Below are 13875 nucleotides of genomic sequence, written 5' to 3' on the forward strand. Positions count from 1 at the left end.
AAGGAGCTACACAGTGATCGATATGTTCATTAGAACCGGTCCGCTGATGGATGCCAGCAGTTACCCCGCTTGGGCACAGCAATTGATCAAGGATTGCAGTGACGCCAAGGCACGCGTGGTAGGGCATGAACTTTATCAACGTATGCGAGATGGTCAGCTGAGTTCGAAGACCATGCGCCAGTATTTGATTGGCGGATGGCCTGTCGTTGAACAGTTTGCGGTTTACATGGCGCATAACCTGACCAAAACCCGTTTCGCCCGTCATCCCGGCGAAGACATGGCGCGTCGCTGGTTGATGCGCAATATTCGGGTTGAACTCAATCATGCCGATTACTGGGTAAATTGGAGCGCGGCCCATGGGGTCACGCTGGAGGACCTGCAAGCGCAGCGCGTTCCGTCGGAGTTGCACGCACTGAATCACTGGTGCTGGCACAGCTGTTCGTCGGAGCCGCTGGTCGTCGCTATCGCAGCGACCAACTATGCCATCGAAGGCGCGACCGGTGAGTGGTCTGCTGTCGTATGTTCACAAGAGACATACGCAGATTTGTTCCCGCCGGAGTTGCGAAAGCGCGCGATGAAGTGGCTGAAAATGCACGCTCAATATGACGATTCCCACCCTTGGGAAGCCCTGGAAATCATTTGTACGCTGGCCGGCAATCACCCCAGCGAGCAATTGCAGGCGGACCTCAGGATGGCGATCTGCAAGAGTTATGAGTACATGTACCTGTTCCTGGAACGGTGCATGGTGTTGGAACGGCCGCAGGAAGCGAAAGCCCCTGTGTACGATCGCCGGTTCGCGGTTCGCGCCTGAGCCTGATCAGCCGGCCATTTCGAGGCGATTGCGGCCCTGGCGTTTTGCAGCGTACAGGGCCGTGTCAGCGCGACGCACCAGGCTGTCGGTGGATTCCCCCGGCAGCAGCGTCGAGCAGCCCAGGCTGACGGTCAGTTCCACCGGGCTTCCATTGACCGGATACGTGAGTTGCAGTGCCGCATGACGCAGGCGTTCGCCTACCAGTGCGGCTGACTCACGACCGGTATTGGTCAGCACGATCAGAAATTCTTCCCCGCCAAATCTGAACACTTGATCGATGTTGCGCAGGCGATCCTTGATCGCATCCGCGACCGCTCTCAGGACTTCATCACCTGTGGCATGGCCATGGGTATCATTGATGCCTTTGAAATGATCGATGTCCAGCATCAGCACCGACAGCGGTTGTTGCTGACGCCGGGCAATTTCGATTTCACGGGTCAGAGACTGCTCCATCGCAATCCGGTTACCTGCGCCCGTCAGCGGGTCGCGCAGCGCACTCAGGCTGGCGCTGCGATACAGCAGAGCATTACGCAATGGGTACAGCAGGCTGGTCAGCAGCGATTCGAGCTGAGCCAGTTCGTTTTCGCTGAAACGTTGATCCCGCTGAAACGCCAACTCGCCCATCTGCTCGCCTTCATACGTCATGCGGTAGCTGGCGTTGTGCCGTGCCCGCTCACCGAACTCCAGACGCAGGTCCGTGCCCAGGTGCTTGTAGATGAGCGCGTCGAGGGAGATGACTTGGCTCACGTTGTGAAAAAACATCGAGAGAATCTTGTCTGCTTCGAGGCTGGTCTGCAGTTGCAGGGCCAGGCGGCGTTGCAGTTGGTCATAGTCCAGGAGCGGCTGCGCAGGCGTCTGCGCGTGCGAGAATCCAAAGCGTTGCAGCCTTGCACTGTCAAAATCGATGGCATTGGTTCTTGTTGGAAAACTCATGTTTTCGCTCCTGCGCCTCTCATCGGGCCTGACGTTGACAGAGCGAAAGTCATGCCAATTCGAACGTTCGGTCGGATCATCATAGAAATCAGATGGTTAGCGTTAAGGGAGGCTGATGAATAGCTTACCTGCGCCTTGGAATTGACTAACGTACCGGTTTAGAGGCTGAGGGACTACAAAGAGGCGACGGAAAACCGCCGAGAGGAGGGTTGGCAACGAGCCGACCGCGCGGACTCAGGTTGGCATCGGGACTTTCTGTGGGAGCGAATTCATTCGCGAAGGGTAGGCCAGCCGAAGCATCTCTATCGCCTGATCTATTTTTCGCGAATGAATTCGCTCCCACAGGGGGCCGCAGCCCGTAGCTGATGGTTATTTCGTCTGCGCATCAAACGCCTGGCCATTGATCCCCGAACTGTCCGGCCCCATCAGGTACAGGTACACCGGCATGATTTCTTCAGGCGTCGGGTTGTTCAGCGGGTTTTCCGCAGGGTAGGCCTGGGCGCGCATGTCGGTGCGGGTGCCGCCGGGGTTGATGCTGTTGGCGCGCACCGAGGCCACGTCTTCCAGCTCGTCAGCGAGGGTCTGCATCAGCCCTTCGGTGGCGAATTTCGACACGCCATACGCACCCCAATACGCACGGCCCTTGCGCCCGACGCTGCTGGAGGTAAACACCACCGAGGCGTCCTGAGACAGTTTGAGCAAGGGCAGCAGCGCAGCAGTGAGCATAAACATCGCGTTGACGTTGATGTGCATCACCCGCATGAAGTGCTCGCCGGACAACTGTTCGATAGGCGTGCGCGGGCCAATGATCGACGCGTTGTGCAGCAGGCCGTCGAGGCGTCCGAATTCGGTTTCGATCATCGCCGCCAGTTCGTCGTACTGATGGGGCAGGGCGGCTTCCAGATCGAAGGGAATCACGGCAGGTTGAGGATGGCCTGCGGCTTCGATCTCATCGTAAATAGCGGTCAGGTTCGCTTCGGTCTTGCCCAGCAGCAGCACCGTCGCACCGTGGGCCGCATAGGTTTTCGCGGCAGCAGCCCCGATGCCACGGCCCGCGCCGGTGACCAGAATGATGCGGTCCTTAAGCAGATCGGGGCGGGCGGAGTAATTGAACATAAGGGGCCTCGCTTTGATAGGTCCTTTGGAAAGTGGCACGCCGCGAACGGCTTCTGCCCGGAGGGCGTAGGAGCAAGCTTGCTCGCGATCGGCTGCGCAGCAGTCGTAAAATCTGACACCTCGATTGTGTCAGATGTACGGCATCCGCTGGTTTTGCTGCCGCTTCGGTCGGACGCGACCCCGGGCAGATCGCAGGCAAGCTTGCTCCTACGCCCTCCGGGCAGAATCAACAGCTGCCCACAGCAATGCGACTGAGCTGTGTCAGCAACTGCACAGCGCATTATCCAGCACCCGGCGCAATTCCAGCGGGTAATCCACCACCACGTCCGCGCCCCAGTGGTCGGGATTGTCGTGGGGATGAATATAGCCGTAGCGCACAGCCGCCGTTTTGGTGCCCGCGTCGCGGCCCGACTCGATGTCGCGCAAATCATCGCCCACGAACAGCACGCTCGCCGGGTCCAGATCGAGCATCTTGCAGGCCAACAGCAACGGCTCGGGGTCTGGCTTGCTCTTGGTCACGTGGTCCGGGCAGATCAGCACCGCAGAGCGTCCGCTGAGCCCCAACTGATCCATGATCGGCTGCGCGAAACGCACCGGCTTGTTGGTCACCACCCCCCAGATCAGCTTGGCTTTTTCGATGTCGGCCAACAATTCGGCCATGCCGTCGAACAACCGGCTGTGGACGGCGCAATCGGTCTGATAGCGCTCCAGAAACTCCAGGCGCAGTGCCTCGAATTCCGGCTCATTCGGCGACATCGCAAACGCCGCCGCGACCATGGCCTTGGCGCCGCCCGAAATTTCATCACGAATCAGCTTGTCTTTCACCGGGGGGAATCCACGCTCGGCGAGCATCGCCTGACAAATCGCGATGAAGTCCGGTGCAGTGTCGAGCAGCGTGCCGTCCATGTCGAAGAGAACCGCTCTGAGGCGCATGACTCAAGCCCCCTTCAGCGTCTGGATCATGTAATTGACGTCGACGTCCGAAGCCAGTTTGTAGTGCTTCGTCAGCGGGTTGTACGTCAGGCCAATGATGTCCTTCACCTCCAGACCTGCCTGACGGCTCCATGCGCCCAATTCGGAAGGGCGGATGAATTTCTTGAAGTCATGGGTGCCGCGAGGCAGCAGGTTCATGATGTATTCCGCGCCGATGATCGCGAACAGGTACGCCTTCGGGTTGCGGTTGATGGTGGAGAAAAACACCTGGCCGCCCGGCTTGACCATCTTGTAGCAGGCGCGAATCACCGAGGACGGATCGGGCACGTGCTCCAGCATTTCGAGACAGGTCACGACATCGAATTGCTCGGGCATTTCTTCAGCCAGGGCTTCGGCAGTGATCTGGCGGTATTCAACGCTGACGCCGGATTCCAGCTGATGCAACTGGGCAACTGCCAGCGGCGCTTCGCCCATGTCGATGCCGGTCACCGTGGCTCCGCGCAGGGCCATCGCCTCGCTGAGAATGCCGCCACCACAACCGACGTCCAGCACCTTCTTGCCCGCCAGACTGACGCGCTCGTCGATCCAGTTCACCCGTAGCGGGTTGATGTCGTGCAGTGGCTTGAACTCGCTGTTGCGGTCCCACCAGCGATGGGCCAGCGCTTCAAATTTGGCGATTTCGGCGTGGTCGACGTTGCTCATGTGTGATCCCTCTAAAACGTGAAATTCGGTGTCCGATCACGGCGCGTGGCCCTGATCGTGAAAAAAGGTGTGCGCCCGTCGTCAGCCCTTGGCGGCGATGCGGTTGCCCCAGGCCTTGGCGGTCCTGATCAGCGCGTCTTCGTCCATGCGTGTCAGGCGCTTGTCTTGCAGCAATTGTTTGCCGCCGACCCACACGTGGGTCACACAATCCCGCCCACTGGCGTAGATCAACTGGGACACCGGGTCGTACACCGGCTGCTGCGCCAGACCCGACAGGTCAAACGCGGTCATGTCCGCTGCCTTGCCGAGTTGCAGCGACCCGGTCTGGTCATCGATGCCGAGGGCGCGTGCGCCGTTCAATGTCGCCATGCGCAGCGCCCGGTGGGCGTCCAGCGCCGTGGCGGAACCGGCGACGGCTTTGGCCAGCAGCGCGGCAGTGCGGGTTTCGCTGAGCAAATCCAGATCGTTATTGCTGGCCGCGCCGTCGGTGCCGATCGCCACGTTGACGCCCGCTTGCCATAGCCGCTCGACCGGACAAAAGCCACTGGCCAGCTTCATGTTCGACTCGGGGCAGTGAATCACGCTGGAATTGGTTTCTACCAGCATGGCCAGGTCGTCATCACTGATCTGGGTCATGTGCACGGCTTGAAAACGCGGGCCCAGCAGGCCCAGGCGATGCAGCCGCGCCAATGGCCGCTCATTGCGTTGTTGAACAGCCTCGCTGACTTCAGAGGCGGTTTCATGAACGTGCATGTGAATGGCAGCGTCCAGTTCGTCGGCGATGACCCGGATTTTTTCCAGGTTTTCATCGCTGACCGTGTAGGGCGCGTGCGGCCCCATGGCGATCCGGATGCGGTCGTGATGGGCCATGTCGTTGAACAGTTCGATGCCGATGTGCAGCGCTTCATCAGGATTGCGGGCACCGGGTATCGGGAAGTCCAGCACCGGCACCGTGATCTGTGCGCGAATGCCACTGTTGTGCACGCGTTCGGCGGCGACTTTCGGGAAGAAATACATGTCAGAGAAGCACGTGATGCCGCCCTTGAGCTGCTCGGCGATGGCGATGTCGGTGCCATCGCGCACGAAGTCTTCGTCGACCCACTTGCCTTCGGCCGGCCAGATGTGGTCCTGCAGCCAGGTCATCAGCGGCAGGTCATCGGCCAGCCCGCGGAAGAGGGTCATCGCCGCATGGCCGTGGGCGTTGATCAGGCCGGGGCTGAGCAGCATACCGGGGAGCTCGCGCACTTCCAGGGCGTTTTGCCGCAAGGCTTCGGCCTTGGGGCCGATATACGCGATGAGGCCGTCACGAATGCCGATTCCGTGTTGTGGCAACACGACGCCAGCGGGTTCGACCGGCACCAGCCAGTCCGGCAGGAGCAAGAGGTCGAGCGGGGCAGCGGAATCAGGCATGGGAACGGGCTTCCAGTGGCGCGATACAGGGACGGCGAAGTATACCCGAGCGTCTTGGCGGGCGGCTCGCTATAATCGGCGGCTTTTTCAGCTGCTGGCCTTTTGATTTCTGGCATCCGAAACAAATTGTGGGAGCGAGCGAGCTCGCGAAAGCCAAGGTTCGATCACCGCAATGATTCGAATGTTCTGAGCGCCCTGGTATTTAAAATTCATCATGTGGGGTGTGCAATGCGCGATCAGTTACTGGCCGCAGAAAAGGTCAAGGCCATCGAGTGGCGGGATGGCACGCTGTACCTGCTGGATCAGCGCGTGCTGCCCTTCGAGCAGACGTGGCTGGCCTATCACACCGCTGAAGGGGTCGCCGAAGCCATCCGCACCATGGTCGTGCGCGGCGCGCCTGCCATCGGCATTGCGGCGGCCTATGGCCTGGTTCTTGGTGTCTTCGAGCGCTACGCCCAGGGCGGCCACTGGCAAATGGCGCTGGAAGAGGATTTCGATCTATTGGTCAACGCTCGACCCACGGCCGTCAATCTGTTCTGGGCGCTGAATCGCATGCGCGAGCGCTTGTATCGGATCAAAGAGGGCGACGACCCGCGTCCGGCCATGGAAGCCGAGGCGGCAGCGATTCACCTCAGCGACCGTGAAGCCAACCTGACCATGGCGCAGCTCGGCGTGGACCTGATTCGCAAGCATCAGGGCAACCTGCAAACCGTGCTGACCCATTGCAACGCCGGCGCGCTTGCGACGGGCGGATTCGGCACGGCCCTCGGCGTGATTCGCGCTGCCTATATAGAAGGCATGATCGAGCGCGTGTACGCCGATGAAACCCGCCCCTGGCTGCAAGGCTCGCGCCTGACCGCCTGGGAGCTGGCCAATGAAGGCATCCCGGTGACCGTAACCGTTGATTCGGCGGCTGCGCACCTGATGAAAACCAAGGGCCTGACCTGGGTCATCGTCGGCGCCGACCGCATCACCGCCAATGGGGATGTTGCGAACAAGATCGGCACCTATCAATTGGCCGTCGCGGCAATGCACCACGGCGTGCGTTTCATGGTGGTCGCGCCGAGTTCGACCATCGACTTGAACCTCGCCACCGGTGAAGACATTCCCCTCGAAGAGCGCGACGGCAGCGAGATTCTGAACGTAGGCGGCCAGCGCCTCGGCGCCGAGGTCGACGCGTTCAATCCGGTGTTCGACGTGACGCCTGCGGACCTGATCGACGCCATCGTGACTGAAAAAGGCATCGTCGAACGTCCGGATACGGCAAAAATAGCCCAGCTGATGTGCCGTAAACGCTTGCATTGATCACTTAGTCGCAGGCGCTACCGGCCAGCCGGGTCAGCGCTAAAGGGGCCTGTGAGCGCTTCTCAGGCCGCTGATGGCGAAATGGCGTGTTTGCAGGGCGCTCAAATGCTGCGTGTCCGACGACGATTGTGGTAACATCCGGCGGTTTCCAAGGGGGCGCATTGCGGCCCCCTTCACTGCGCAAATCCATGGCTTAACTCGCTGATTTGTCGTAAGTCGTCGCCAGGCAATCGCCGGCGGCGGCGAGCTTCGTTCATCCCGGATGGATGTGCGAGGTTTCACCAGAAAAAGGAATCGAGCTTCTCATGGGCGAACTGGCCAAAGAAATCCTACCGGTCAATATCGAAGACGAGCTGAAGCAGTCCTACCTCGACTACGCGATGAGCGTCATCGTCGGACGAGCTCTGCCCGATGCGCGCGACGGCTTGAAGCCCGTGCACCGGCGTGTACTGTACGCAATGAGCGAACTGGGTAACGACTGGAACAAGCCGTACAAGAAATCCGCCCGTGTGGTCGGTGACGTCATCGGTAAGTATCACCCTCACGGTGACACTGCGGTCTACGACACCATCGTACGTATGGCCCAGCCTTTCTCCCTGCGCTACCTGCTGGTAGACGGTCAGGGCAACTTCGGTTCGGTGGACGGCGATAACGCCGCGGCCATGCGATACACCGAAGTGCGCATGACCAAGCTGGCCCACGAACTGCTGGCGGACCTGCACAAGGAAACCGTCGACTGGGTGCCCAACTACGACGGCACCGAACAGATCCCGGCGGTCATGCCGACCCGTATTCCCAACCTGCTGGTCAACGGTTCCAGCGGTATTGCCGTGGGCATGGCGACCAACATTCCGCCGCACAACCTCGGCGAAGTCATCGACGGTTGCCTGGCGCTGATCGACAACGGCGACCTGACCGTTGACGAACTGATGCAGTACATTCCCGGCCCTGACTTCCCGACAGCGGGCATCATCAACGGCCGTGCCGGTATCGTCGAAGCCTACAAGACCGGTCGCGGCCGCATTTACATGCGCGCCCGCTCCCTCGTCGAAGACATCGACAAGGTCGGCGGTCGCCAGCAGATCGTCATCACCGAGCTGCCGTATCAGCTGAACAAGGCGCGTCTGATCGAGAAGATCGCCGAGCTGGTGAAAGAGAAGAAGCTCGAAGGCATCACTGAGCTGCGCGATGAGTCCGACAAGGACGGCATGCGCGTGGTCATCGAGCTGCGTCGCGGCGAAGTGCCTGAGGTCATCCTCAACAACCTCTACGCCCAGACTCAGCTGCAAAGCGTATTCGGCATCAACATCGTTGCGCTGATCGACGGCCGCCCACGGATCCTCAACCTCAAGGACCTGCTGGAAGCCTTCATTCGTCACCGCCGCGAAGTCGTCACCCGTCGCACCGTGTTCGAACTGCGCAAGGCTCGCGAGCGTGGTCACATCCTCGAAGGCCAGGCCGTTGCCCTGTCGAACATCGACCCGGTCATCGAACTGATCAAGGCGTCGCCGACTCCCGCTGAAGCGAAGGAAGGCCTGATCAATACGCCGTGGGAATCGAGCGCCGTGGTCGAGATGGTCGAGCGCGCAGGCGCCGAATCGTCCCGCCCGGAAAACCTCGACCCGCAATACGGTCTGCGTGACGGCAAGTATTTCCTGTCGCCGGAACAGGCACAGGCGATTCTGGAACTGCGTCTGCACCGTCTGACCGGTCTGGAACACGAAAAACTGCTGACCGAGTATCAGGAAATCCTGACTCAGATCGGCGAGCTGATCCGCATCCTCAACAGCTCCACGCGCCTGATGGAAGTCATCCGCGAAGAGCTGGAACTGATCCGTGCCGAATACGGCGATGTCCGCCGCACCGAGATTCTCGATGCGCGTCTGGACCTGACCCTGGGCGACATGATTCCGGAAGAAGAGCGGGTCGTGACCATCTCCCACGGTGGTTATGCGAAGACTCAACCGCTGGCCGTCTATCAGGCTCAGCGTCGCGGCGGCAAAGGCAAATCCGCTACCGGCGTCAAGGATGAGGACTACATCGCTCACCTGCTGGTCGCCAACAGCCACACCACGCTGCTGATGTTCTCCAGCAAGGGCAAGGTGTACTGGCTCAAGACCTACGAGATTCCGGAAGCGTCCCGCGCGGCCCGTGGTCGTCCGCTGGTCAACCTGCTGCCGTTGAGCGAAGGCGAATACATCACCACCATGCTGCCGGTCGATCTGGAAGCCATGCGCAAGCAGGCTGACGAAGAAGAGGCCGAAGGCGTGGAAACCGATGTCGAAGACATCGAGAACAGCAACGAGACCGAAGAAGAGCGCAAGGCGCGTATCAAGGCCGCAGACAAGAAGAAGGCTCCGTTCATCTTCATGTCTACCGCCAACGGTACGGTCAAGAAGACCCCGCTGGTGGCGTTCAGCCGTCAGCGCAGCGTCGGTCTGATCGCGCTGGAGCTGGACGAAGGCGACATCCTGATTTCCGCAGCCATCACCGACGGCGAGCAGGAAATCATGCTGTTCTCCGACGGCGGCAAGGTCACCCGCTTCAAGGAATCCGACGTTCGCGCCATGGGCCGTACGGCGCGCGGTGTGCGTGGCATGCGTCTGGCCGAAGGGCAGAAGCTGATTTCCATGCTGATCCCGGAAGAAGGCAGCGAGATTCTCACCGCCTCCGAACGTGGCTATGGCAAGCGCACGGCAATCACTGAGTTCCCTGAATACAAGCGTGGCGGTCAGGGCGTTATTGCCATGGTCAGCAACGAGCGTAACGGCCGTCTGGTCGGCGCGGTTCAGGTGCAGGACGGCGAAGAGATCATGCTGATCTCCGACCAGGGCACCCTGGTTCGCACCCGTGTCGACGAAGTGTCGAGTCTGGGCCGTAACACCCAGGGCGTGACCCTGATCAAACTGGCGAAAGACGAGAAACTGGTCGGCCTGGAGCGTGTTCAGGAGCCGTCCGAAGTCGAAGGTGAAGAGCTCGAAGGCGAAGCGTTGGACGGCGACGTGCTGGACGGCGAGCTTGCCAATCTGTCCGAGGCTGACGCTGACGAATCGGCCAGCGATCTGCAAGCCGATGCTGCTTCCGACGAAGAACCGCAGGACTGATAGACGTTGTACTTGAGGGCCCTTGCAGGGCCCTCTTGGCTTTGGCCAGCCCTTGCGCAACACGCCTGGTGGCCAGGCCGTTTCGAATTCTACGAGTTGACGAGAGTGGATATGAGCAAGCGAGCCTTTAACTTCTGCGCCGGTCCTGCCGCGCTTCCTGATGCTGTTCTGCAACGCGCCCAGGCTGAAATGCTGGATTGGCACGGCAAGGGCTTGTCAGTGATGGAGATGAGTCATCGCAGCGACGACTACACCGCCATCGCCGAAAAGGCCGAACAAGACCTGCGCGAGCTGCTGTCCGTCCCCTCCAACTACAAAATCCTCTTCCTGCAAGGTGGCGCGAGCCAGCAATTCGCTGAGATTCCGCTGAACCTGCTGCCGGAAAACGGCACGGCCGATTACATCGAAACCGGCATCTGGTCGAAAAAGGCCATTGAAGAAGCCCGTCGCTTCGGCAACGTCAACGTTGCGGCCAGCGCCAAACCGTTCGATTACCTGGCGATCCCTGGCCAGAACGAATGGAACCTGACCAAAAACGCCGCTTATGTTCACTATGCTTCCAACGAAACCATTGGCGGCCTGCAATTTGACTGGGTGCCTGAGACTGGCGACGTTCCGCTGGTGGTCGACATGTCTTCGGACATCCTGTCGCGCCCGATCGACGTCTCGCAGTTCGGCCTGATCTACGCCGGTGCCCAGAAAAACATCGGCCCGAGCGGCCTGGTGGTGGTGATCGTTCGCGAAGACCTGCTGGGCCGTGCCCGCAGCAGCTGCCCGACGATGCTCGATTACAAGATCTCCGCCGACAACGGCTCGATGTACAACACCCCGGCCACCTATTCCTGGTACTTGTCGGGCCTCGTTTTCGAGTGGCTGAAAGAGCAGGGCGGTGTTGATGCGATGGAGAAGCGCAATCGGGCGAAGAAAGACCGTCTGTACGGTTTCATCGATGCCAGCGATTTCTACACCAACCCGATCAGTCACAACGCCCGTTCGTGGATGAACGTGCCGTTCCGTCTGGCGGACGAGCGTCTGGACAAGGCGTTCCTGGCCGGTGCCGAAGAGCGTGCGCTGCTCAACCTCAAGGGTCACCGTTCGGTGGGCGGCATGCGCGCCTCGATCTATAACGCCCTGGGCCTGGACGCCGTCGAAGCGCTGGTGGCCTACATGGCTGAATTCGAGAAGGAACACGGCTGATGTCTGAACAAGAACTCAAGGCGCTGCGCGTGCGCATCGACAGCCTGGACGAAAAAGTCCTGGAGCTGATCAGCGAACGTGCTCGCTGCGCGCAGGAAGTGGCGCGTGTGAAAATGGCCAGCCTGGCAGAGGGCGAGGAGCCGGTGTTCTACCGCCCCGAGCGTGAAGCCGCTGTGTTGAAGCGCGTCATGGAGCGCAACCGTGGCCCGCTGAGCAACGAAGAGATGGCGCGGCTGTTCCGCGAAATCATGTCGTCCTGCCTGGCGCTGGAGCAGCCGCTGAAGGTCGCGTATCTCGGTCCTGAAGGCACGTTCACGCAGGCGGCGGCGCTGAAACACTTCGGGCATGCCGTGATCAGCAAGCCGATGGCCGCTATCGACGAAGTGTTCCGCGAAGTGGCCGCCGGTGCAGTCAACTTCGGTGTGGTCCCAGTGGAAAACTCCACCGAAGGCGCGGTCAACCACACGCTGGACAGCTTCCTCGAACACGACATGGTCATCTGTGGTGAAGTCGAGTTGCGCATTCACCATCACTTGCTGGTGGGCGAAAACACCAAGACCGACAGCATCAGCCGCATTTATTCCCACGCTCAGTCGCTGGCCCAGTGCCGCAAGTGGCTGGACGCGCATTACCCGAACGTCGAGCGTGTCGCGGTTTCCAGCAACGCCGAAGCCGCCAAGCGCGTGAAGGGCGAGTGGAACTCCGCGGCCATCGCGGGTGACATGTCTGCGGGCTTGTACAACCTCACCCGCATCGCCGAGAAGATCGAAGACCGTCCGGATAACTCGACGCGCTTCCTGATGATCGGCAACCAGGAAGTGCCACCGACCGGCGACGACAAGACGTCGATCATCGTGTCGATGAGCAACAAGCCTGGTGCGTTGCATGAGTTGCTGGTGCCTTTTCATGAGAACGGCATCGACCTGACCCGTATCGAGACCCGGCCTTCGCGCAGCGGTAAGTGGACCTACGTATTCTTCATCGATTTCGTCGGCCATCACCGGGACCCGCTGATCAAGGCGGTGCTTGAGCGGATCAGCCAGGAAGCCGTGGCGCTCAAGGTGCTGGGTTCCTATCCGAAAGCCGTTCTCTAAGCGGCGCTGATCGCACACGATTTCTGTAGCAGCCCGGCTTGTCGGCGGTGACGGACTTGAAATCGCCACCGTCTCTGCGCCGGGTTGCCTCGGCCTGGGACTGCGCGATTGTTGTTTTACTAAGAGGTAATGCGGTAAATGAGCGGCGACTTCCTCGCGCTGGCACAGGCCGGTGTGCAAAAACTATCGCCTTATGTTCCCGGCAAGCCGGTGGACGAACTGGCGCGTGAACTGGATATCGATCCGGCTCGCATCATCAAACTGGCCAGCAACGAAAACCCGCTGGGCGGCAGTCCGAAGGCGCTGACAGCGATTCGTGAAGCGCTGGCCGAGCTGACCCGTTACCCCGATGGCAACGGCTTTGACCTCAAGCAGTTGCTGGCCGAGCGTTGCAGCGTCAAACCCAATCAAGTGACGCTGGGCAACGGCTCCAACGACATCCTCGAAATCGTCGCCCGTGCCTACCTGGCTCCCGGCCTTAACGCGGTGTTCAGCGAACACGCCTTCGCGATCTACCCGATTGTCACCCAGGCCGTCGGCGCCGATGCTCGCGTGGCAAAAGCCAAGGATTGGGGGCATGACCTCCCGGCCATGCTCGCCGCCATCGACAGCAACACTCGCGTGGTCTTCATCGCTAACCCGAACAACCCGACCGGCACCTGGTTTGGACCGCAGGCGCTGGCCGATTTTCTCGCCGCCGTGCCCAAAGACGTGCTGGTGGTGCTGGACGAGGCCTACATCGAGTACGCCTCAGGAATTGAGTTACCGGACGGCCTGAGTTTCCTGGCCGACCACCCGAACCTGCTGGTGTCGCGGACCTTTTCCAAGGCTTACGGCCTCGCGTCCTTGCGTGTGGGCTACGGCCTGTCTTCACCTGTCGTGGCCGACGTACTGAACCGTGTTCGTCAGCCGTTCAACGTCAACAGCCTCGCGCTGGTCGGAGCCTGTGCCGCGCTGGACGATGTGGCGTTCGTTGCAGAGAGTCGTCGTCTGAATGAAGCCGGCATGCAGCAACTGGAAGACGGTCTGCGCCAAATGGGCCTGGGCTGGATTCCGTCCAGGGCCAACTTCATCGCGGTCGATCTGGGCCGTGAAGCGGGCTCCGTTTATGAAGGTCTGCTGCGCGAGGGCGTGATCGTGCGTCCGGTGGCGGGTTACGGCATGCCCAACCACCTGCGCGTCAGCATTGGTCTGCCCGCCGAGAACACCCGCTTCCTTGAAGCCTTGAGCAAGGTTCTGGCGCGTGGTTGATGTCATGTCGGATGTCACG

At 60.6% G+C, this 13875-nt stretch carries 11 protein-coding genes; 6 read left to right on the forward strand and 5 right to left on the reverse strand.

Annotation, left to right across the window (positions count from 1 at the left end; all coding sequences use genetic code 11):
• Positions 1-13: 13 nt before the first annotated feature.
• Positions 14-811: an iron-containing redox enzyme family protein gene (locus tag AAEO81_RS09385; RefSeq protein ID WP_341963069.1), complete on the forward strand. Its 798-nt coding sequence runs from the start codon at positions 14-16 to the stop codon at positions 809-811.
• A gap of 6 nt (positions 812-817) precedes the next feature.
• On the opposite strand, the gene AAEO81_RS09390 is transcribed toward AAEO81_RS09385, so the two are convergent.
• From AAEO81_RS09390 to AAEO81_RS09410, 5 genes are all read right to left on the reverse strand, one after another.
• Positions 818-1744 (reverse strand): GGDEF domain-containing protein, encoded by a 927-nt coding sequence (locus AAEO81_RS09390; RefSeq protein WP_341963070.1) that lies wholly within the window; start codon positions 1742-1744, stop codon positions 818-820.
• 369 nt (positions 1745-2113) lie between these two features.
• The gene (locus AAEO81_RS09395; protein WP_341963071.1) at positions 2114-2860 is read right to left on the reverse strand and encodes a YciK family oxidoreductase; all 747 of its coding nucleotides are present in this window, start codon (positions 2858-2860) and stop codon (positions 2114-2116) included.
• A 261-nt stretch (positions 2861-3121) separates the two neighbouring features.
• Entirely contained in the window at positions 3122-3793 is a 672-nt protein-coding gene (gene mupP, locus AAEO81_RS09400) for an N-acetylmuramic acid 6-phosphate phosphatase MupP (RefSeq protein ID WP_341963072.1), read from the reverse strand.
• 3 nt (positions 3794-3796) lie between these two features.
• A complete protein-coding gene (gene ubiG, locus AAEO81_RS09405; RefSeq protein ID WP_166596670.1) occupies positions 3797-4495 on the reverse strand; it encodes a bifunctional 2-polyprenyl-6-hydroxyphenol methylase/3-demethylubiquinol 3-O-methyltransferase UbiG in 699 nt (232 codons plus the stop codon).
• An 81-nt stretch (positions 4496-4576) separates the two neighbouring features.
• Positions 4577-5905 (reverse strand): TRZ/ATZ family hydrolase, encoded by a 1329-nt coding sequence (locus AAEO81_RS09410; protein WP_341963073.1) that lies wholly within the window; start codon positions 5903-5905, stop codon positions 4577-4579.
• 228 nt (positions 5906-6133) lie between these two features.
• On the opposite strand from AAEO81_RS09410, the gene mtnA reads away from it, so the two are divergent.
• From mtnA to hisC, 5 genes are all read left to right on the forward strand, one after another.
• Positions 6134-7210 carry an S-methyl-5-thioribose-1-phosphate isomerase gene (gene mtnA, locus AAEO81_RS09415; protein WP_341963074.1) on the forward strand — a complete coding sequence of 359 codons (1077 nt, stop codon included), beginning with the start codon at positions 6134-6136 and terminating at the stop codon, positions 7208-7210.
• Positions 7211-7515: 305 nt separating this feature from the next.
• Positions 7516-10314: a DNA gyrase subunit A gene (gene gyrA, locus AAEO81_RS09420; RefSeq protein WP_341963075.1), complete on the forward strand. Its 2799-nt coding sequence runs from the start codon at positions 7516-7518 to the stop codon at positions 10312-10314.
• 111 nt (positions 10315-10425) lie between these two features.
• Entirely contained in the window at positions 10426-11511 is a 1086-nt protein-coding gene (gene serC / locus AAEO81_RS09425; RefSeq protein WP_166596674.1) for a 3-phosphoserine/phosphohydroxythreonine transaminase, read from the forward strand.
• Positions 11511-12605, forward strand: coding sequence for a prephenate dehydratase (pheA, locus tag AAEO81_RS09430; RefSeq protein ID WP_166596675.1), 1095 nt, complete (start codon positions 11511-11513; stop codon positions 12603-12605). The genes serC and pheA overlap by 1 nt, the downstream gene beginning before the upstream one ends.
• A gap of 138 nt (positions 12606-12743) precedes the next feature.
• Positions 12744-13856 carry a histidinol-phosphate transaminase gene (gene hisC / locus AAEO81_RS09435; protein WP_341963076.1) on the forward strand — a complete coding sequence of 371 codons (1113 nt, stop codon included), beginning with the start codon at positions 12744-12746 and terminating at the stop codon, positions 13854-13856.
• Positions 13857-13875 lie beyond the last annotated feature (19 nt).

The organism is Pseudomonas sp. RC10, assembly GCF_038397775.1.
Classification (GTDB): Bacteria; Pseudomonadota; Gammaproteobacteria; order Pseudomonadales; family Pseudomonadaceae; genus Aquipseudomonas; species Aquipseudomonas bambusae.

Excerpts from the sequence above, each read along its gene's own strand:
- AAEO81_RS09390 (WP_341963070.1), bottom strand. The coding sequence starts at position 1,744 with ATGAGTTTTCCAACAAGAACCAATGCCATCGATTTTGACAGTGCAAGG.
- AAEO81_RS09395 (WP_341963071.1), bottom strand. The coding sequence starts at position 2,860 with ATGTTCAATTACTCCGCCCGCCCCGATCTGCTTAAGGACCGCATCATT.
- mupP (WP_341963072.1), bottom strand. The coding sequence starts at position 3,793 with ATGCGCCTCAGAGCGGTTCTCTTCGACATGGACGGCACGCTGCTCGAC.
- ubiG (WP_166596670.1), bottom strand. The coding sequence starts at position 4,495 with ATGAGCAACGTCGACCACGCCGAAATCGCCAAATTTGAAGCGCTGGCC.
- AAEO81_RS09410 (WP_341963073.1), bottom strand. The coding sequence starts at position 5,905 with ATGCCTGATTCCGCTGCCCCGCTCGACCTCTTGCTCCTGCCGGACTGG.
- mtnA (WP_341963074.1), top strand. The coding sequence starts at position 6,134 with ATGCGCGATCAGTTACTGGCCGCAGAAAAGGTCAAGGCCATCGAGTGG.
- gyrA (WP_341963075.1), top strand. The coding sequence starts at position 7,516 with ATGGGCGAACTGGCCAAAGAAATCCTACCGGTCAATATCGAAGACGAG.
- serC (WP_166596674.1), top strand. The coding sequence starts at position 10,426 with ATGAGCAAGCGAGCCTTTAACTTCTGCGCCGGTCCTGCCGCGCTTCCT.
- pheA (WP_166596675.1), top strand. The coding sequence starts at position 11,511 with ATGTCTGAACAAGAACTCAAGGCGCTGCGCGTGCGCATCGACAGCCTG.
- hisC (WP_341963076.1), top strand. The coding sequence starts at position 12,744 with ATGAGCGGCGACTTCCTCGCGCTGGCACAGGCCGGTGTGCAAAAACTA.